Source organism: Pseudomonas abietaniphila (genome assembly GCF_900100795.1).
Taxonomy (GTDB): Bacteria; Pseudomonadota; Gammaproteobacteria; order Pseudomonadales; family Pseudomonadaceae; genus Aquipseudomonas; species Aquipseudomonas abietaniphila.
Genome location: NZ_FNCO01000013.1, coordinates 43,310 through 62,959 on the forward strand (window position 1 = coordinate 43,310; position 19,650 = coordinate 62,959).

The 19,650-nt window shown below is 58.2% G+C and carries 21 protein-coding genes and 1 pseudogene; 10 read left to right on the forward strand and 12 right to left on the reverse strand.

From position 1 onward, the window contains the following. The first annotated feature begins 18 nt into the window (after positions 1 to 18). Positions 19 to 318, forward strand: coding sequence for a hypothetical protein (locus tag BLS87_RS33850; RefSeq protein ID WP_143024459.1), 300 nt, complete (start codon positions 19 to 21; stop codon positions 316 to 318). A 309-nt stretch (positions 319 to 627) separates the two neighbouring features. Here BLS87_RS33850 and BLS87_RS22805 read toward each other — a convergent pair. After that, positions 628 to 906, reverse strand: a pseudogene (locus BLS87_RS22805) (BRO-N domain-containing protein); the annotation flags it as partial. A gap of 1,015 nt (positions 907 to 1,921) precedes the next feature. On the opposite strand from BLS87_RS22805, the gene BLS87_RS22810 reads away from it, so the two are divergent. The 4 genes from BLS87_RS22810 (at position 1,922) to BLS87_RS22825 (ending at position 5,176) form a co-directional block, all read left to right on the forward strand. Next, complete coding sequence (locus BLS87_RS22810) at positions 1,922 to 2,584, forward strand: hypothetical protein (protein ID WP_074755921.1); 663 nt, start codon at positions 1,922 to 1,924, stop codon at positions 2,582 to 2,584. A gap of 112 nt (positions 2,585 to 2,696) precedes the next feature. After that, positions 2,697 to 3,302: a DedA family protein gene (locus tag BLS87_RS22815; RefSeq protein ID WP_074755922.1), complete on the forward strand. Its 606-nt coding sequence runs from the start codon at positions 2,697 to 2,699 to the stop codon at positions 3,300 to 3,302. Next, complete coding sequence (locus BLS87_RS22820; protein ID WP_074755924.1) at positions 3,299 to 4,084, forward strand: transporter substrate-binding domain-containing protein; 786 nt, start codon at positions 3,299 to 3,301, stop codon at positions 4,082 to 4,084. The genes BLS87_RS22815 and BLS87_RS22820 overlap by 4 nt, the downstream gene beginning before the upstream one ends. Positions 4,085 to 4,165: 81 nt before the next feature. Beyond that, entirely contained in the window at positions 4,166 to 5,176 is a 1,011-nt protein-coding gene (locus BLS87_RS22825; RefSeq protein ID WP_074755926.1) for an ATPase, read from the forward strand. 53 nt (positions 5,177 to 5,229) lie between these two features. Here the strand turns inward: BLS87_RS22825 and BLS87_RS22830 are convergent, their stop codons facing one another. The 9 genes from BLS87_RS22830 to hmpA all read right to left on the reverse strand — a co-directional run bounded on the left by BLS87_RS22830 (position 5,230) and on the right by hmpA (position 14,312). Further along, positions 5,230 to 5,853, reverse strand: a complete 624-nt coding sequence (locus BLS87_RS22830) for a CatB-related O-acetyltransferase (RefSeq protein WP_074755928.1) — start codon at positions 5,851 to 5,853, stop codon at positions 5,230 to 5,232. Positions 5,854 to 5,892: 39 nt separating this feature from the next. Beyond that, entirely contained in the window at positions 5,893 to 6,795 is a 903-nt protein-coding gene (locus BLS87_RS22835; RefSeq protein WP_074755930.1) for a glycosyltransferase family 2 protein, read from the reverse strand. 245 nt (positions 6,796 to 7,040) lie between these two features. Beyond that, entirely contained in the window at positions 7,041 to 7,931 is an 891-nt protein-coding gene (gene cyoE / locus BLS87_RS22840; protein WP_074755932.1) for a heme o synthase, read from the reverse strand. Positions 7,932 to 7,941: 10 nt separating this feature from the next. Continuing rightward, positions 7,942 to 8,274: a cytochrome o ubiquinol oxidase subunit IV gene (gene cyoD, locus BLS87_RS22845; RefSeq protein WP_074755934.1), complete on the reverse strand. Its 333-nt coding sequence runs from the start codon at positions 8,272 to 8,274 to the stop codon at positions 7,942 to 7,944. After that, entirely contained in the window at positions 8,275 to 8,907 is a 633-nt protein-coding gene (locus BLS87_RS22850; protein WP_074755936.1) for a cytochrome o ubiquinol oxidase subunit III, read from the reverse strand. A gap of 3 nt (positions 8,908 to 8,910) precedes the next feature. Beyond that, positions 8,911 to 10,929, reverse strand: a complete 2,019-nt coding sequence (gene cyoB / locus BLS87_RS22855) for a cytochrome o ubiquinol oxidase subunit I (protein ID WP_074755938.1) — start codon at positions 10,927 to 10,929, stop codon at positions 8,911 to 8,913. 3 nt (positions 10,930 to 10,932) lie between these two features. Then, positions 10,933 to 11,868, reverse strand: a complete 936-nt coding sequence (gene cyoA, locus BLS87_RS22860) for a ubiquinol oxidase subunit II (RefSeq protein ID WP_074755940.1) — start codon at positions 11,866 to 11,868, stop codon at positions 10,933 to 10,935. A gap of 469 nt (positions 11,869 to 12,337) precedes the next feature. After that, a complete protein-coding gene (locus BLS87_RS22865) occupies positions 12,338 to 12,847 on the reverse strand; it encodes a disulfide bond formation protein B (protein ID WP_074755942.1) in 510 nt (169 codons plus the stop codon). 283 nt (positions 12,848 to 13,130) lie between these two features. Then, positions 13,131 to 14,312 carry an NO-inducible flavohemoprotein gene (gene hmpA / locus BLS87_RS22870; RefSeq protein WP_074755944.1) on the reverse strand — a complete coding sequence of 394 codons (1,182 nt, stop codon included), beginning with the start codon at positions 14,310 to 14,312 and terminating at the stop codon, positions 13,131 to 13,133. A 293-nt stretch (positions 14,313 to 14,605) separates the two neighbouring features. Here hmpA and BLS87_RS22875 point away from each other — a divergent pair, with 293 nt between their 5' ends. The 5 genes from BLS87_RS22875 to BLS87_RS22895 all read left to right on the forward strand — a co-directional run bounded on the left by BLS87_RS22875 (position 14,606) and on the right by BLS87_RS22895 (position 18,265). Then, positions 14,606 to 15,502, forward strand: a complete 897-nt coding sequence (locus BLS87_RS22875; RefSeq protein WP_074755946.1) for a chemotaxis protein CheV — start codon at positions 14,606 to 14,608, stop codon at positions 15,500 to 15,502. 41 nt (positions 15,503 to 15,543) lie between these two features. Then, on the forward strand, positions 15,544 to 16,005 hold the full coding sequence (locus tag BLS87_RS22880) for a GNAT family N-acetyltransferase (protein ID WP_074755948.1): 462 nt from the start codon (positions 15,544 to 15,546) through the stop codon (positions 16,003 to 16,005). 53 nt (positions 16,006 to 16,058) lie between these two features. Continuing rightward, positions 16,059 to 16,382: a hypothetical protein gene (locus BLS87_RS22885; protein ID WP_074755950.1), complete on the forward strand. Its 324-nt coding sequence runs from the start codon at positions 16,059 to 16,061 to the stop codon at positions 16,380 to 16,382. Positions 16,383 to 16,540: 158 nt separating this feature from the next. Continuing rightward, complete coding sequence (locus tag BLS87_RS22890) at positions 16,541 to 17,293, forward strand: YkgJ family cysteine cluster protein (protein WP_074755952.1); 753 nt, start codon at positions 16,541 to 16,543, stop codon at positions 17,291 to 17,293. Positions 17,294 to 17,302: 9 nt separating this feature from the next. Beyond that, on the forward strand, positions 17,303 to 18,265 hold the full coding sequence (locus tag BLS87_RS22895; RefSeq protein WP_074755954.1) for a GlxA family transcriptional regulator: 963 nt from the start codon (positions 17,303 to 17,305) through the stop codon (positions 18,263 to 18,265). Between the two features lie 36 nt (positions 18,266 to 18,301). Here BLS87_RS22895 and BLS87_RS22900 read toward each other — a convergent pair whose 3' ends face one another. Beyond that, complete coding sequence (locus BLS87_RS22900; RefSeq protein WP_074755956.1) at positions 18,302 to 18,538, reverse strand: hypothetical protein; 237 nt, start codon at positions 18,536 to 18,538, stop codon at positions 18,302 to 18,304. Positions 18,539 to 18,656: 118 nt separating this feature from the next. After that, the gene (locus tag BLS87_RS22905; RefSeq protein ID WP_074756153.1) at positions 18,657 to 19,649 is read right to left on the reverse strand and encodes a fimbrial protein; all 993 of its coding nucleotides are present in this window, start codon (positions 19,647 to 19,649) and stop codon (positions 18,657 to 18,659) included. Position 19,650 lies beyond the last annotated feature (1 nt).

A 19,650-nucleotide genomic window follows, 5' to 3' on the forward strand; every position in this document is an offset into this window, starting at 1 on the left:
GCGCTTTACGATAAAAGCATGAGTGAACTGTCGCACGTCTTTTGTTTCATCGTACTTGTTATTAAAGGCTCTACCTATTTAAAAGCGACGCCAACAGTGCTCATTCAATCCACCGTTCTTAGACGTACCCCAACCGCCCGTCGGCTCTCTCAACCTCTGTCTGAGTACACAGGTATCTATCGTTACCACTTCGAAAACTTCGTGCTTCGGGTAATTGAGTTGGTGGATCGGGCACATCAATTGGTTGGTGTTTCTTTGCTGGGACCTTCAGAAAAATATGAGGCCATGGGAGGGAATACTTTGTTCAGAAAGCCATGAGAACAAAGCAACCTGAATTGCATAGTGCGTTGGGCGCGGTAGCAGAAGCAGTGAATAGCTACCGTGGACCTAGGAACGAGCTGATCCTCTCAAGCGCTTACTCTAGCCGAGAAATGGGGATATTCATGGGGGTCGAGCAACTCAGCGTGGATACCGGCTCCGTAGACATCAACGAGCTCAAACGTGGTTACTCCTCTACAGCAGCTGCCGAAACCCCACCGAACATCCTGCCGATTTCATAGCGTTCACACTGGGCGAATGCGGCTCGGCCTTGTCGCGCAACGCCGGCAATACCTCGTGGGTCAGTCAATGCCTCAACGCTCGGTTTTCGGGGACGTAGTGGTGGACCAGTATGGCGAAGCGGCCGGATTCGCTGATGAGGAGTTGTTTGCTCCATTGGCCGTTGCTGTTTAGCCAGGCAGTGCGGCGCTGGTCTGGATCGAGTTTGTAGGTGGCGCGTTCGTCGAGGGGTTTGCCCATGAGGCGGGCGGTGTCCTGGAGGCAGAACCAGGCTTGGCTTTCGAGTTGGAGAGCGCGGAGTTGGCGGTGGTGGCGGATGAAGATTTGAGGTTCGAAGCAGTCGGTCATCGCCTCGTTTCCCTTTCCGGGTTAGCGATGGGGGTGGGGATTTGGGTTGATGCGATACCTGCACGGGTGAAGCTCCTTAGTTAACGCTGACTCCAGTGTCGTCAAACAATGGGTAGCAGCTGTGCGAAGGTTGACGAACCGGCCTAAGGCTACCGGCAGACCCGAAGGTCTCCGACGCACAGCTGCCATAACACGTGCTGCAAGCGTAATAGCTCAAAGCATAGTTGGAGCGCTGTGCGCCTTAGTCTCAGATCGTCAAATCCGGTCGCTGATCACAACGACGGTGGGGAGGCTAACGTGGGCATTATTCGTCGAAAACCCGGCGGTGGAAATTCAGAAACGTCCTACAAATACCTTTGGATCTAGGTCTGCCTGGAAGGAACAAGTGGATTGGTTTTGCTGCCGGTTCCCGGCAGATCGCGGGACAAGCCACGCTCCTACGCCCTCAGGGCAGAGGCGGGATCGCGCCACGGTCATGCTTTTGATTCTGGGCGAAGGTCTTGGGAGTTCGGCTTGGCGACCATATGGGGTTCCCGGCAGATCGCGGGCAGGCGCGCGTCTCCGCCCTCCGGGCAGAAGCGGGATCGCGTCACGGCCCTGCTTTGATTCTGGGCGAAGCCCGTAGGAGTTCGGCTTGCCGACGATCTGAGGTTCCTGGCAGATAGCAGGCAAGCTTGCTTCTGCGCCCTCCGGGCAGAAGCGGGATCGCGCGACGGTCATGCTTTTGATTCTGGGCAAAGGCCGTGGGAGTTCGGCTTGCCGATACTCGGGCGTTCCCGGCAGATCATGGGCAAGCGCGCTCCTACGGCCTCCGGGCAGAATCAAGAGCTAATTGAGTTGATCAGCAGAGCGCGAAGCTTTCAGCCAGCATCAAAAGCCGTAAGCCCGAATTCAACCACACGCCCTTTTTCATCCCCTTGCCCTGCAAAACCCCAGTTCTCAACTAGCCTGAAAATTGACTGATCCAGAGCGAATGGACCAAACGTTTAACCTCGCTGATCGGATAAAAACAACAATGAAAGATCCCTATGCGTTCGGGTTTTATTGCGCCTTGTTCGCTCTTGCAGCGATGACAGGCGCGGTGTTCTACGAGTCCTACACGGGTGCCGGCTTTTCAGGGTCGGCACGAGCGTATGACGTCATCAATTCGTGTTCCGCGCTGGTGCAGGCGCTCGCGGCGATAGGCCTGGTGGGCCTGGCGTTCAAGGCCTACCGAGCGTGGAAGAACGAGATCATTCACAACAAGGCGCTGGGCATCATCTGGGATGCCAATGTCGCCTTTCGCGAAATCGAGTTGAGTTTCAACGAGTGGTTCTTCGGCCCAAATGCGGTGGACAAGGCCAACAGCGAAGGGTCGCGCATTACCTCGTTGCTGGCGGCCAGCCCGTTTGGCGCGAGCCTGCGCAGCTTCAAGAAGCAGTGCATCCTCATCGACAAGGTGGTGATCAAGGACGACTGGCAGTGGGTCAACCACGCCACGGAACTGGACATGCTGGCGCGCGTGCTGAGCATGGACGCCTTCCGCCCGACCACCAAGGCCAAGGAAACCGCCAACATTATCGACTTCCTCTACTCCCGCGAAGGGGAGGCGCTGAAACGCACTCAGGGTGAGTGGGAAATGCTGATGAAGGTGATCGAGAAAGACCTGGCGGCCCTGGAAGCCGAGTACAGCGAGTGACCCTGCGCGACGTTGAAGCGCGATAGAACTGTTGGCGTACAGCTTTGGTCGAACGGCATGCCTTCCGCCGGATGACCCTGCGGCTAATCCCCTTTTGAGGCCGCTGGAGCTCATGTTCGAACACGTCGACATCAATTATCTGCTGGCGAACTACGGCTATTGGGCTGTATTTATCGGCTGCCTGCTGGAAGGCGAAACCATGCTGATCCTGGGAGGGTTGGCGGCTCACCAGACGGCCCTTCAATTGCCGCACGTCATCCTCATCGCCACGCTGGGCGGCATGCTGGGAGATCAGATTCTGTTCTGGACCGGGCGTTACTTTGGCCCCCGGATCCTGCCTAAGCTGCACCGACAGCAATCGGCCATCGACCGGGTTTCCGACTTGATCAAGCGCTACCCCACCGCGTCGGTCTTCTCGGTGCGGTTTCTCTACGGCATGCGCCTCATCGGCCCGCTGGTGATCGGTGCGAGTCGCCTCTCCCCCGTCCGCTTCGCGCTGATCAATCTACTGGGCGCCGCTGTGTGGGCGACGCTGTTCGTGATGGCGGGTTATTGGGCCGGCGAGGCGCTGGAGCATCTACTGGGGAATCTGAAGCCTTACCGCTTGCCGATTTTCATCGGTGTGGTTGTATTGGCCGCCGGGGTGGCGTTGTATCGCCATCATCGGGCTAAAGTCAAAGCCGCTCGCGGAGCGAACTCACAGGGATCAACACGATGAAGACATGCTTAACCGCCAGCCTGTTGCTGGGATTGGCCAGCGTCACTCACGCTCAGGCCGCCGAGACGGCGTCACACCTGGACGCGGTCCAGCAGAAAGGTGAGCTCGCGGTCTGTACCACGGGCGATTACAAGCCGTATTCGTTCCTCAAGCCGGATGGGCAATACGAGGGCATCGATATCGAGCTGGCGCAATCGCTGGCTCAGAGTCTTGGCGTAAAGGTGCAGTGGGTGCCGACGACCTGGAAAAACCTGATGCCGGACTTCACGGCGGGCAAGTGTGACATCGCGGTCGGTGGTATTTCGGTGACGCTGGAACGTCAGAAGAAGGCGTTCTTCAGTAGCACGCTGGACATCGACGGCAAAGTGCCGCTGGTGCGGTGTGAAGATGAGTCGAAGTACCAGACCGTCGAGCAGATCAACCAGCCCGACGTGCGCTTGATTGAGCCTCAGGGCGGCACGAACGAGGCATTTGCCAAGGCTTACTTGCCCAAGGCTTCGCTGTCCTTTCATGACAACAAGACGATCTTCCAGCAGTTGCTGGACAAGAAGGCCGACGTGATGATCACCGATGCGTCGGAAGCGCTCTACCAGCAGAAGCGCACGCCGGGGCTGTGCACGGTCAACCCTTCCCGTTACATGCAATATGGCGAAAAGGCGTATTTGCTGCCGCGTGACGATGTCACCTGGAAAAGCTACGTCGATCAGTGGTTGCATCTGAGCAAGGCAACCGGTGCTTATCAGAAGGTGGTGGGCGAATGGCTGGCGGTTCCGGGACAGTAATGTCGTGTTGGGGTTGTGCTAATCACTGGCGATTCAGCATCATCCCGGCATGAACCCTCGGCATAGGACCCGGCCGCTGTCATGAAGACCCGCAAAAGCATCACCCGCGCGTTCTGTGTCGAGTTGCAGCAGGAGCTGTCGATCGTGGCGGCGCGTCGAGAATACTTCTCTCAGGAGCCACCGCGCGCGCGGTTCAACTTCCTGTGTTCGTCAGAGCCATGTCGGGCGCAGGGCGTGAAGATCACGGGTGTGCGCTATGACGTGAAGCCACAGGAGCATCCGACTTTTGTGGCGGCGCACTTCCGGGCCAACCCCAATTACGAGCACCATGCCGATTGCGAGTGGGTCGACGAGGCTGACTTGCCCGAGGACAAGCCCGCCCCGGAGGAAACCGAGGCGCAAACCGCGCTGCGCAAGGTCAAGCGCAAGCTGGACGATTACATCGACGTGTTCGACCCAGCGCTAAAGGAAAGAACCCGGCCGGCCTCCTCCCCGGACAAACCCGAACCATCGCCTGAAGAAAAACCCACGAGCGCGACACCCTCTTCAACCACCTCGATCACCAAACAGCCCACCGAATCCCGTACCAACAACCTGGAGCGTCTGGTCGACAGTTTCCGACAGGCCCAGGCCACACTCAGCAAGGAAGAGTTCGCGTTGCTGACGTTGCGCATTCCGGGTCAGGGCGAGGTGACGCTGCGTTCCTGGTTCCGCCACATAAAGTTTGCCAAGCTGGAGGATGAGCGACGCGTGCTGTACGGCGGGGGTCTGGTGGAGCGCTATGGCACGGGGTTCAAGTTCAAGTTCTTCGATCGGCTGCAGGGCAAGCAGGTGACGTTGTATGTTTCGCCCGCCCAGATGCAGGCTTACCGCTCCAGTCGCTACATCAGCGAGTTGCTCAGCCACGCGGACGAGGTGCGATTTTTTACCGTGTTCGCCTTGGGCACGCTGGCAGCCAGCCCGTCGGGCAAAAGCGTCAGCGTGGAAATAGACGACTTGAGGCATCTGGCCATCGTGCTGGGGCCCGCCAAGGAAGCGACCCCGAACAAGGATGACACCGGTTCTACGGGCGACGCGGTGCCGAAGCTTTAAACCCGGAACACCTGTACCCTCCCGGGGAGAAAAGGTCTTCGTCTTTCAACCCTTCACGCGGCCTTGCGCGCCTTGGCGTATGAGAGGAAGGCATCCAGATCAGGTCCGCACAGGTGTCGGGCAACCGACTTCACTTCTTCCATCGGCCAGTCCCACCAGGCCGCTTCGAGCAGTTGTTCACGCACGTCTTCTTCGAAACGCCAGCGAATGAACTTGCAGGGGTTACCGCCCACGACGGCGAAGGGCGGGACATCGCGGGTGACCACCGCGCCTGCGGCAACGATCGCGCCGTGTCCAACGGTCACACCGGACAGGATGGTGGCGTCGGCGCAGATCCAGCAATCGCTGCCGATGACGACGTCGCCTTTGCTGGGCGCGTAATCCTTGATGTCCTCCAGCCCCTTCATCATGGCCGGGAATGGATAGGTGGTCAGCCAGTCGGTGCGGTGTTCACCGCCGAGCAGAATCTTAACGCCCGCCGCAATCGAGGTGTAGGAACCGATCCGCAGGATAGTGTCGTCGCCGAACTCGAAGACTTCCGGAATGCCGTAGGTGCCCGTGCCCACGACATAGTGCGGATAACGAAGGCGAATCTTTTCCGGAGCGCGCTCGAGTTTGTCGAGGCTGCGCAAGTGCTTTCGAGTTTTACGGGTTTTCAGGAGTTCGAAGAATTTCATGCGGGGTCCGTGAGCTGAAGCGGGCACGACAAGGGCGGATCAACTGCTCTGGCGATGCAACAGAAGACGCTTGAAGCGGCGAAAAGTGGTTCGGTTGAACTGCCTCAACGGGATCGAGCGGAGCAGCGTCCAGGCGTACTTCTTGTCGCTGACCACGGCATATTTCAATGCCTTGTTGATGATCGCGGTCAGCCCGCGGTTGTAGGCCGGGTGCGAGCGATAAGGCGCAATGGTGCGCATGTCGGCGTCAAACAGGACTTTGTAGCGGCGCGACAGGTTGTTCGGGTGGCGTCGATACCGCGTGACGCTCACCGGCAGCACGTGTACCTCATAACCCTTGCTGGCGATTTTCAGGGTCATCTGAAAATCCTGCACCCTGATTTCGGGATCGTAGAAGTCCACGGTCTTCAACGCGTCCATCCGGTACAGCGAAACGGGGGCACCCACGACGAGCGCATCACCCAGGATCTCGTCGAAGCTGAGTTTCTGAATACCGGCCAGCTTCTGCGACTTGGTGTCGTTGCCTTCTGAGTCCATGTAAATGATCAGCGCGCCGACACAGCCCACTTCCGGGTGTTGATTCAGGTAATCGGCACGCAGGCGTACGGACGACGGCAGCATGATGTCGTCCAGATCAGGTGTGCACACATACTCACCGCGGGCATACCGCAACCCGTGATTCAGCGCCGCACTGACGCCCTGATTGGCCTGGGAGTAAAGCTGGAAATCGTATTGACCTTGCAGCGCCCGGAGCATCGGCACGCTGTTATCGGTGGACCCGTCATCGACGATGATGACTTCGACGTTCGGATAGTCTTGGGCGAAGATGCTCGCCAGAGCAACGTCCAGATACTTTTCTGCGTTGTAGCAGGGCGCAATGATCGATACGAGCGGCATCGAATCATCTTTGGGCCGAATGTCTGGAGTGATGTGCTCAGTCATAATTCTGTTTGTTGTATCTCTACGACTGGATCGGATGCATTTCGATACGATCCTTGTACAAAACAAAGACATGATGCGGCAAAGCAGTGGGCTTTGTCATGGGCTGATTAGAGCCTGAAAAGCCCAAATTGCGGATTTTACCGCCTCCACTAAGCGAATATTCCTACAAGCCGTTAACTCGCACCCAACAAAAAACCCCGTGGCTCGTAAGCGTCACGGGGTTTTCTGTGTTTCAGTTCAGGCGATCAAGGGGCTGCGTATGTCACCAGCAGCTCTTTGGTTACCTGAAAGTCCAGCGACATCGCCACGCTCAAGGCCGTGATGGTGAAGATGGAGAACACGAACAGCTTGCGTGCCCAAACGGTGTCATCTTTGGCTTTGTACCCTGTCCAGGCCATGTACAACCAGTACATGCCCATAGCAGCCGCGACGGCCAGATAGTTGAGCCCGGCGTAACCGCCGAAGGTCAGCATCAAGGTCGCCAGCAAGAACGCCAGGATGTAGATCAGGATATGCCGCTTGGCCACCCGGATACCGCGCTTGACCGGAAGAACCGGAATCGAAGCAGCCAGGTAGTCATTGAAACGGAAGATCGCGATGGCGTACGAGTGGGGCATCTGCCACAGGCTGAACATGACGAGCAAGGTCAGCGCTGCGAGGTCAAAGCTGTTGCTGACGGCAACGTAGCCGATGACCGGAGGCATCGCGCCCGACAGACTGCCGACCAGCGTGCCGTGAACGGATTTGCGCTTCAGGTACAGGCTGTAGAAGCCGACGTAAATCACAAAACCGATCACTGCGAACAGGGCCGCCAGTGGGTTGGCCTTGAAGTACAGCAGGCCAACACCGACGACACCCAGGACCGTGGCGTAGGCCAGGGCCAGTTTCACCGAAACCAGGCCCTGAACCAGAACACGGTTCTTGGTGCGTTCCATCTTCAGGTCGATATCGCGGTCGATGCAGTTGTTGAACACACAACCGGAGGCCACCACCAGCGAAGTACCGATCATCGCGATCAGGAACAGGCCGAAATCGACATGTCCCTTGGATGCGAGGAAAAAGCCACCAGCCACCGAAAGCACGTTACCGAAAATGATCCCCGGTTTGGTGATTTGGATAAAGTGCTTCAGTGACATCAGGTTTTCCTCACTTCGCCATCATGAAGGTGTGAATGCTGAACATGATCCAGACACTCAGACCCACCAGCAGCAAGATCACCAACGTGGCGAATGCAAACGCAATCACGTTGTTGCGCTGGGCCGCGGAACGATCCAGGTGCAGGAAGTACACCAGGTGAACCAGAACCTGCACGACTGCGAAGATCAGGACGACCCACAGGGTCGCAACCTTCGAGATCGTCGGGAACATCACCAGACCGAAAGGGATCGCGGTCAGGATGATCGACAGGACGAAACCGACCATGTACGACTTGAAGCTGCCGTGACTGGCATCGTCATGAGAATGATGTGAATTAGCCATTTAAATGGTCCCCATCAGGTAGACAACGGTGAACACACAGATCCAGACCACGTCCAGGAAGTGCCAGAACAGGCTGAGCATGCTCAGACGGGTTTGGTTGGTCGACGTCAGGCCGTTCTTGCTGACCTGATACATCATGATCGCCATCCAGATCAGACCGCTGGTCACGTGCAGACCGTGGGTACCGACCAGCGTGAAGAACGCCGACAGGAAGCCGCTGCGGTTCGGGCCGTAGCCTTCGGAGATCAGCATGTGGAACTCGTTGACTTCCATGCCGATGAAGCCCAGGCCGAACAGGAAGGTCACGAACAACCAGCCCAGAACGCCAGCCTTGTTACCTTTGTGCATCGCCAGCATGGCGAAGCCGTAGGTGATCGAGCTGAGCAACAGGCAGGCGGTCTCGCCCAACACGTATGGCAGTTCGAAGATGTCGTGGCCCGAAGGACCACCGGCAACGTTGTTCACCAGCACTGCATAGATTGCGAAGATCGACGCAAACAGGATGCAGTCGGTCATCAGGTAGATCCAGAAGCCGTAGATCTTCATCTCGCCGGCGTCATGGTGACCGTGGTCATGCTCATGGTCATGACCGTGGTCGTGACCCTTCGCACCTTCAAATACTAAGTTCGACATTGTTTATGCCTGCTCCAGCTTGTTGACAGGAGTGTTCGCCTGGGCGTTACGCACCGAGGCCAGGATCTTGTGTTGCTCGCCTTCGATACGTGCCACTTCCGAAGCAGGAACCATGTAGCCCTGATCGTCACGTGCAGCGTGGATGACGAAGTAGACGATGGTGCCTACCAGGCTCACGCCCGCCAGCCAGAAGATGTGCCAGATCATCGCGAAGCCGAAGACGGTGAGCAGTGCGCCCATTACCAGGCCGGTCGCGGTGTTGTTAGGCATGTGGATGTCGGTGTACTTGGCCGGAACCGAATACGCTTCGCCATCACGCTTGGCCGCATAGAACGGGTCGATCTCGTTCGCCTTCGGCAGTTCTGCGAAGTTGTAGAACGGAGGTGGCGACGAAGTGGACCATTCCAGGGTGTGGCCATTCCATGGGTCACCGGTCAGATCGCGGTTCTGCTCACGGTCACGGATACTCACGTAGATCTGGATCAGCTGGCAGGCGATACCGACCATGATCAGCGCGGCGCCCCAGAAGGCAACGTGCAGATACGGCGTCCAGTCCGGGTTATCAGTGGTGTTCAGACGACGGGTCATGCCCATGAAGCCCAGAGCGTACAGCGGCATGAATGCCACGTAGAAGCCCGAGATCCAGAACCAGAACGCTGCCTTGCCCCACTTCTCGTTCAGCTTGAAGCCGAACGCTTTCGGGAACCAGAACGCGAAACCTGCGATGTAACCGAATACGGCACCACCGATGATCACGTTGTGGAAGTGCGCGATCACGAACAGGCTGTTGTGCAGCACGAAGTCAGCACCCGGGATAGCCAGCAGAACGCCAGTCATACCGCCGATGGAGAAGGTGATCATGAAGCCCAGGGTCCAGAGTACCGGCGCGGTGAAGCGCAGACGGCCCTGATAAATCGTGAACAGCCAGTTGAACAGCTTCACACCCGTCGGGATGGAAATCAGCATCGTCGCCAGACCGAAGAAGGCGTTGACGCTTGCACCCGAACCCATGGTGAAGAAGTGGTGCAGCCAGACCATGAAGCCCAGTACCGAGATCGCGCCGGAAGCGTAGATCATCGAGTGGTGGCCGAACAGGCGCTTGCCAGTGAACGTGGAGATGACTTCGGAGAAGACACCGAACGCCGGCAGAATCAGGATGTAAACCTCAGGGTGACCCCATGCCCAGAACAGGTTCACGTACATCATCGGGTTACCACCCAATTCGTTCGTGAAGATGTGGAAGTCCAGGTAACGGTCGAGGGTCAGGAACGCCAGGGTGCCGGTCAGGATCGGGAACGAAGCCACGATCAGGACGTTGGCCCAGGTGCAGGTCCAGGTGAAGATCGGCATGTCCATCAGCTTCATGCCAGGTGTACGCATCTTCAGGACGGTGACCAGGAAGTTCACGCCCGTTAGCGTTGTACCCAGACCCGATAGCTGCAGTGCCCAGATGTAGTAGTCAACACCCACGCCCGGGCTGTAGCCCAGCTCGGACAGCGGTGGATAGGCAACCCAGCCGGTACGTGCGAATTCGCCGACGCCCAGAGACACGTTGACCAGGACCACACCGGAGATCAGCAGGTACAGGGACAGCGAGTTCAGGAACGGGAAGGCAACGTCGCGAGCGCCGATCTGCAGAGGCAGAACGATGTTCATCAGACCGGTGAAGAACGGCATCGCCATGAAGATGATCATGATCACACCGTGAGCGGTGAAGATCTGGTCATAGTGTTCAGGCGGCAGATAGCCGGGCGAACCCTCAGTGGCCAGGGCCAGCTGGGAACGCATCATGATGGCGTCGGCAAAACCGCGCAGCAGCATGACCATGGCGATGATGATGTACATCACGCCGATCTTCTTGTGGTCAACCGAGGTCAACCACTCGGTCCACAGGTAGGTCCACTTCTTGAAATACGTGATCAGACCGAAGACCGCCGCACCGCCGATAGCGATCATGGCAATCGTGATCATGACTATCGGTTCGTGGAACGGAATCGCGTCCAGACTTAATTTACCAAACATCGTTTACTCCTCTGCCTCAGCAGCTGAATGCTTACCCATGTCCATCCCTTCCATACCGGCCACTTCTTTCTTCTCGTGCTCAATCTTGCCCGGCTTCATACCTTCATACTTGTCGATGATGGTCTGGAACAGGTTGGGAGTGACCGTGGAGTAGAGTTCAACGGGGTTACGTTCGCTAGGTTTGGCCAGAGCGGTGTACTCAGCCGATGCCAGCTGTTTAGGTGAATTCTTGACCTCGGCAACCCAGGCGTCGAAACCAGCCTGATCGGTTGCGGTTGCCTTGAATTTCATGCCGGTGAAACCTGCGCCGCTGTAGTTGGCGGAGATACCATCGAACTCGCCGTTTTCGTTGGCGATCAAGTGCAACTTGGTCTGCATGCCGGCCATGGCGTAGATCTGGCCGCCCAGTGCAGGGATGAAGAACGAGTTCATGACCGAATCAGAGGTGATGCGGAAATTGATCGGGGTGTGTGCCGGGAACACGATCTTGTTGACGGTGGCAATGCCTTGGTCCGGATAGATGAACAACCATTTCCAGTCCAGCGCGACCACTTCGATGGTCAGCGGCTTCACGTCGGATTCAAGAGGACGATAAGGGTCCAGCGCGTGGGTCGACTTGTAGGTCACATAGCCGAGCACGATGATGATGGCCAGCGGAACCAGCCAGACAACCAGTTCAATCTTGGTCGAATGCGCCCAGTCAGGCGTGTAGGTCGCGCTCTTGTTCGAGGCGCGATACTTCCAGGCGAAGATGATGGTCATGAAAATGACCGGCACCACCACCAGCAGCATGAGCAGAGTAGCGGTGATGATCAGATCACGCTCTTGCACGCCGACATGGCCCTTGGGATCCAGCAGGGTGTAATCGCACCCGCTGAGCAGGAGCATGCTGAAAAGGGCCAAGAAGCCAAAAAACCTGGGGTACCTTTTTTTACTCATCTCACGACCTCTAAAAGCAGCTTTCGCATCGCAGTTGGGTTTCGACCGCCAACACTTCACCCTGCCAGGTGCTGGCAAATTTTTGGATTGAACAGGGGCCTGTCAGGAAGCGTGTGGCCTCGTAACAAATCCGGGTTTAGCTGTGGTTTCTTATTCGAATGGTGGCAACCGCCTATGCGGACCAAATCCTTTGGCGCAGACATTCTGAACGTAACGCAGGAGGCCATCCAAACGGCGTCTACAAAGGCGTAAAAACGCTTTCTGACCTCATTTTTCGCCGTCCAACAAGAGTTGGGGGCGTTAAGTGGGGGCGATTGTAGATACGTAAAGTTTTATTGACTATGAGTTATTGCGCAACAGTTAATTTCCGATTCTGTAAGAATGCGATCATTTGTCGCACATCAAAAAGCCTTGATAGCCCCAAATTTGTTAAGGAATTCGGGGCGATCTCTTACGCAACACTTTGTAATTAACGCGCTTTCAATCGGTTCCGAATGATGCCCAGCGGTACCAGAATTACGGTCAGAACAAAAGCGATCAAAGCCCACTGCGCCAGCGACAGTCCGAGGACTGGCGGATATGGCGTCTCGCAAAAGCCGCCGACCTGAAAACCGAGCGGAAACAGCGATGCCAGTGGCAAGCCATCAACGATCGGTTGCAGGACGTCGATGCCGCAGCTCTCGGTCGGGTGGGTCTGGATGTAGACATGACGCCCTGCTGCAACAATCCCGCCGACCGCACTCAGTGTAACGAGCACTTCGCAGATGCTCAGGCTCAGTCGGCCCGGCATGGCTGCGCCGATGAAGGCGAAGAGCGCGATGAACAGCAACGCGTAACGCTGCAGGATGCACAGCGGGCAAGGTGCCTCACCCAATACGACCTGCATGTACAGGGCTCCGCCGATCAGCGCCAGGCAGATGATACCCAGCAGCACCAGGAACTGCTTCTCGCGTCGCAGGTAAAACATCTCGTCAGTCATTCACATACCCTTTGAATTGGTGTCCATCCAGATCAACGATCTGCGTTGTTACGTGCCCGGCCAGTCGGGAAAGCCAGCAATTCTACCATCGTCTCAGCCACACGCTGGCGCAGATGGTGACCATGCCCGAATTACCCGAACATTAAGCCTGACACGTAACAATCGACCGACACCCAACACAACCCCTTCTATATATAGAAGCATGCGACGCTTTGCCGCAGGGACCGATCGCCGCACCCTTCCTTATATATAGAAGGATGCGGCTTTATGTCGCACCGCCAAATCACTCCAGCGCGGAAGCCGGACCGAAGAACTCGTAACGCGCTTGTTTTTCAGGCACGCCTGCCGCTTTGAGTTGGCGCTTCATCGCGGCCATGAAACCCTTCGGCCCCAGGAAGTACACATCAGCGTCGCGGTCCACCGGAAGCCACTGCTCCAGACGTGCCTGGTCGAGCAAGCCAACTGCATGGGCAGCCGGGCTGACGCCGTCGTCTTCGCTGTAGCAGTAGAAGCGCTTGAGCTGCGGGTGTTTGCCCGCCAGCGCTTCGATCCAGTCACGGAAGGCGTGAACCGAACCGTTGCGCGCGCAGTGGATGAAGTGAATCGGACGCTCGGTTTCCAGAGCCGCTTCCAGCATGGCCAGCGTCGGAGTAATCCCTACACCCCCACTGATGAGCACCAGCGGCTTGTCGCTGTGCGCCAGGGTGAACTCGCCCGACGGCGTGAACAGGTTGATGCTGTCGCCCACGTTCAATTGGTCGTGCAGGTAGTTGGAAGCACGGCCACCCGGTTCACGCTTGACGCTGATGCGGTACTGGTTATTGCCCGCCAGTGCCGACAGCGAGTAGTTGCGGCGGATTTCTTCGCCGTCCAGAAACAGCTGCATGCCGATGTACTGACCGGCGGTGAACGCCAGGATCGGCTGCCCATCAGCAGGCTCGAAGTAGAACGAAGTGATCTCGGCGCTTTCCTGCACCTTGGCCGCGACCTTGAACTCACGAGCACCGCGCCAGCCACCAGGCGCTGCCGCCTTCTCGTCGTAGATGGTTTTTTCAGCGCCGATCAGAATGCCGGCCAGTTGCCCGTAGGCATTGCCCCAGGCATTGATGACTTCGTCGGTCGCGATCTCGGCGCCCAGCACTTCGCGGATGGCTTCCAGCAAGCACTCGCCCACCAGCGGGTAATGTTCCGGCAGGATTTGCAGGGCGACGTGCTTGTTGATGATCTTGGCCACCAGATCGCCCAGTTGCTCGAGCTGATCGATGTGGCGGGCGTACATCAGCACGCCGTTGGCCAACGCGCGGGGCTGATCGCCGCTCGCCTGGTGCGCCTGGTTGAAAAGAGGCTGAACCTGCGGGTATCGGGTGAGCAATTTCTTGTAGAAGTAAGTGGTCAGGGCTTCGCCGCCGCTTTCCAGCAGCGGCACGGTCGATTTGACGATGGCACGATCCGAAGCATTCAACATGATTGACTCCTGAGACTCGGTTAGTAAGGACTACCTTGGGTATATCAGGAAGCGTGCCAGATATTATTTCCTTATAAATCAGACACCTAATAAACAGTGGTCAATATGACCCGATCTCGCCGATGGTCATAACGACATCCGACAGGTCATTTCGACTGCACGGTTTCGCGGCAGCAACCACTCAGGTCTTTGCCAAAAGCGTTAAAGCCTGCCCGCGTGGGGTCGATAAACCGTCATCGACAGCTGATTGCTCGCATGAGAGGCGATCAGACACCGCATGACAGAAGGTTCATATGTCCAAAAACGTCCGTGCAGATTCACTCTCGCTTCTGCTGTTCACGTTACGCAGCGGAAAGCTGATGGCGATCAACCTGCTCAAGGTCAGCGAAATCATTCCTTGCCCTCCCCTCACCCGCTTGCCGGAGTCGCACCCGCACGTCAAAGGTGTCGCCACCTTGCGCGGCAACTCGCTGTCGGTGATCGACTTGAGTCGCGCGATTGGTGAGCGTCCTTTGCTCGACCCGGACGGTGGTTGCCTGATCGTCACCGACGTCAGCCGCTCCAAACAGGGCCTGCATGTGCAGGCGGTGAGCAAGATCGTCCACTGCCTGACCACCGATATCCGCCCGCCGCCTTTCGGTTCGGGCAACAAATCGTTCATCACGGGCGTCACCCAGGTGGACGGCACGCTGGTTCAGGTGCTGGACATCGAGAAAGTCATCCATGGCATCGCGCCGGCGCGGATTGCTGTCGAACCGACCGAGCTCAGCCCTGAAGAGGTTGAAGTATTGACCAAAGCGCGGATTCTGGTAGTCGATGACAGCCAGGTGGCGCTGCAACAGTCGGTCATTACCCTGCGCAATCTGGGGATCGAATGCCACACCGCCCGCAGCGCGCGGGAAGCCATCGATCATCTGCTCGATTTGCAAGGCACGGCGCAGCAGATCAACGTGGTGGTGTCCGACATCGAAATGTCCGAAATGGATGGCTATGCCTTCACCCGCACCCTGCGTGAAACCCCTGACTTCCAAGAGCTGTATGTGCTGTTGCACACCTCGCTGGACAGTGCGATGAACGCCGAGAAGGCCAAGGCCGCTGGCGCCAACGCCGTACTGACCAAATTCTCCTCGCCCGAGCTGACACGATGCTTGATCGAAGCCGCCCGTACAGTCGAAGCCCAAGGGATCTAAGGCCCGGCCCCACCGCCGCGTCCACCGGTCATTACTGGTTGATGCGTCGGGACCTGACACTTCCACGGCGTCCGGTGATTTGGCCGGAAGCGCTGCACGAGGTGCCGTTCAATGCCGAGAACGCACCGGCGGTTCACCGCTTGTTGGCCTTGGGCACGCAGCACGGGGGCGGACGGGTCGCCGACCTCACTACTTGGTTGAACGCTTTCGAACGCGATCCTGAATTTGATCGGGCGCTGTGTTTTGTCGTGGAAGACCCGCTCGGCGTGGTCGGCGTTGCGCAATGCTGGACCAGCGCCTTTATCCGCAATCTGGTGGTCCACCCTCGCGTGCAAGGGCGAGGCGTGGGCTCGGCCCTGCTGGCGCGCGTGTTCGAAGCCTTCGCCCAGCGAAACGAGGGTCATGTCGATCTGAAAGTCATGGAAAGTAACCTGACGGCCCGACGCCTGTATGAACGTGTCGGCATGCACTATGTGCAGCGCAGCGAACTGGAACCCCGATAAGCCACTCTAACTCGACGTCATACACGCTCATAACGACGACGATGGAGATTTGCATGAAGACCACCACCCTGTTGCTGCTGGCGCTGACTGCTTTTGCGGGCCAGGCCAGTGCCTCAAGCCCGGACGCATGGAAGGCATTCGACAAAACGTTGGTCGACAGCTGCGTTGCCGCCAGCTCGCTGAAAAACGCCAAACCCGCAGGGGCGCCGGCCATGTTCGATGACAGCGTCGGCTATAACGCGCTGCTGATCAAAGGTCAGTACAAACAGGCGTTCATGAAGAATAAAACGGGCACCGAGCTGTGCCTGTACGACCGCAAGAACAAGAAAGCGCTCATCACCGAGTGGGACAACGTCACCACGTTGCCAAAGAAGTAACGCGCTTACGCCTTCAGCCAATGCGCAGCGCCCATGAAGAATGGGCGCTGGCGCATAACTTGCTGCAATTCCCGCCAACGTGAAAAACACACCCGCGATGACAGATTGCCAACGCGGGTCAGGCGCTTTTCTTTCGAATTGGCGGGTCATTTTCTTCAATGAACACTCAGTTTTCCTGTGTCGGTTGCGGCAAGTGCTGCACTGACCACCACGTCCCGCTCACCCTGTCCGAAGCCGCGCAGTGGGCGGCTGACGGCGGTTCTGTGATCGTCCTCACCGAGGCGTTTCTGGCGGACGGATACGGTGTGCCTGCCGAGCAGCTCACTCACGCCACCCGACGCTCGCATCCGGTCAGCAGTGGAACCGCGCAGGCGATGGTCGCGATCACCTTTGCCGCCTACAACGCCGGTCGATGCCGAAATCTTGACGCAGAGAACCTCTGCCGCATCTACGAACGTCGCCCGTTGGTCTGCCGGATTTACCCGATGGAGATCAACCCGCACATTCCCCTGCGCCCAGAGGCCAAAGACTGCCCGCCCGAATCCTGGGAACAAGGCCCGGACCTGATCGTCGGCGGCCAGTTGGTGGATCATCAACTGATGGCACTGATCGAAGCCTCACGGCAGGCAGACCGCGATGACATCGCCCGCAAGCAGGCGATCTGCATGTCGCTGGGGATCAATACCACCGCGCTCAAGGGCAACGGTTTCGTCGCCTACCTGCCCGACATGAACGCCTTTGCTGCTGCGGTTGAGCGATTCATCACCGGCGAGTTGCCACCGACTGCCGACGACGGCTGGCGATTTCGCGTTGCCGGTGAGGCCGCCACGCAGGCATTGGCACGAGCCGGCGCCCGACTGGAGACAGCAGAGTCGATGAGCTATATGTTCATCCCTTTGCAGAGCGCCTGAGACTTTTCGATGAGACGTGTAGCGATCGTGCTGTTTCCCCACGTGCAGTCTCTGGACGTCGCAGGTCCGCTGGACGTGTTCGCCGAAGCCAACCGTTTCGTCGCCGAAGACGATGGCTATCAGATCACCACTATCGGAGCCGCGCCCTACCCGATGCTCGCCTCGAACGGCATGCCGCTCGGTGCCAAATACACGCTTGAGACTGCGCCGAAGCACGTCGACATCTTGCTGGTGCCCGGCGGGCCGCGCCTGCCCGAAGGCAACGAAATGCCCAACATCACCGCGTGGCTGCGAGAGGCCACGCCGCTGGCCGGCCGCTACGGCTCGATCTGCACAGGCGCCTTCATTCTCGGGCATGCCGGGTTGCTGGATGGCAAACAGGTCGCCACGCACTGGAGCCACGCGCAGCAGCTGGCCGATTTGTTCCCGCACGCAAAGGTGGAGGCGGATCGTATCTACGTGCGTGATGGCCTGCTGATGACCTCAGCGGGCGTGACGGCCGGAATCGACATGGCTCTGGCGCTGGTCAGCGAAGATCACGGGCCGGCGATTGCCCTGGCGGTGGCCAAACGTTTGTTGGTGGTTGCGCAACGTCAGGGCGGACAGTCGCAATTCAGCCCTTACCTCACCGCATCGGTGGACGACGACTCACCGGTGGCAAAGATCCAGCGCTATGTCATGGAGCACATCGGCGAGCCGTTTTCGGTGGAGCGTCTGGCCGAAGTCGTGGCGATGAGTCCGCGCAGCTTTGCCCGCGTGTTCGCCCGCGATGCGAAAGTCACGCCTGCCGAGTTCGTGCAGCGCGCGCGAATCGACGCGGCCCGCCGTTTGCTGGAGGGCAGCGAAAAGGCGATCAAGGCCGTGGCGTATCACTGTGGTTTCGGCAGCGCGGCGCGGATGCGCGTGATCTTCAGCCAGCGTCTGGGCGTGACGCCAACGCAGTACCGGGACAGTTTTCGCAAGGAAGGTTGACTCGTCGATACCGATTGGGCGGCATCGACATTTGAATCAGCGCTTGCCCATTGAGCGACGGGTGCCGGACGGTGCGGCGCCTGGGCGTTTGTCGTGGTTGGATTTACCCGGCCCCTTGTAGTGCGCCGGATTCTTTTTGGCCTGCATCAGCTCACCCGGCTTGAACGGAAAACTGAAGGCTGGGATCTCTGTTTTCTTTGCCTCTGATTCGGCACCGGCATCGACCGATTCGACGTCAACGTCAAGCGCTGGGGTGTGTTCGGGGGTGGTCATGAAAGCTCCAGAATCGCAAAACGGTCGAAGGATGAACAGGCAATGCCCGCAAGGCGCGCAGCATACCTGAATCGTCGTGCAACCGCCTGTGACAACCGAGCAACGGCCTGTTTACCGCCTATTTGTAGAACAGATCGACCATCACCTCCGCCGAGAACGGCCCTGGGGTCGGCGTGTTGGTTTGCCACAGCAGCTCGGCATTGAAGTCGGCGGTTGCCGAATAATCGTCACCGAGCAAATGGGTGGCGTGAAACGGCTCGTTGTAACGCACCGGGTTGTTGTTGCGTGCATTCGTAATGCGGATGCCAATGCTGTCGTTGTTCGTGGGCACCAGCACATCGCCAGACAGCGTGCCCGACACCGGGGTAAAACGCGCATTGAGGCTGAACGGCGAATCGCAGATTCGGCTGGTCGCCAGGGCAAATCGCTGAAAGGTCGCCACCTCGCCCACGCGCACATTTCTGATCGCCACATCGCCAAACTCGACCGTTTCCGGCATCACCCGCAACTCGGCGTTGCACGCGACAAAACGCAGTCCTCTGAGGTCGTTGATGACGTAATTGAGGTTGTTGTCCGGCACCGGATTCATCCCGCTGCCACTGTCGATCTGAAACACACGGTAATTCAACACATCGCTGGCCACGCCCGAAGGCGGCGTCGGCCCGTACTTCAGGATGAACACCGAGAACGGCAGGTTGAAGCTGACAGTTGGACAGGTCGTAATCCGGCCGGATGCTTCACTGCATCCGGGCAGTGTCTGCTGTGCAGGAATTCGCCCGTTGCTTTGCAGGTAGTCGATGCCGTTGAGGGTGAGCCCGGCGCGAATACCCTGACCGATCTGCAGGTTGTCCGGATTCAAGTAAAGAAACACCTCCTCTGCGCCCCCTGGCTGCTCCCTCGCGCATTCGACGGCAACATTCAGTCGCTCGGAACGCCAGACCACACTGGCATCGGGCAAGGTCGCCGGAATCGCGACGCTGCTGCTCAAGTCAGCACGAATTACCGCCTCACCTGAACCCTGTGTTTTACAGGTCATGGCCATGCCGGTCACAGGCAGCGCCAGGCTCAGAAGAAAGGTCGGACACCATCGGGTAAAAGAAAACGTCGTCATG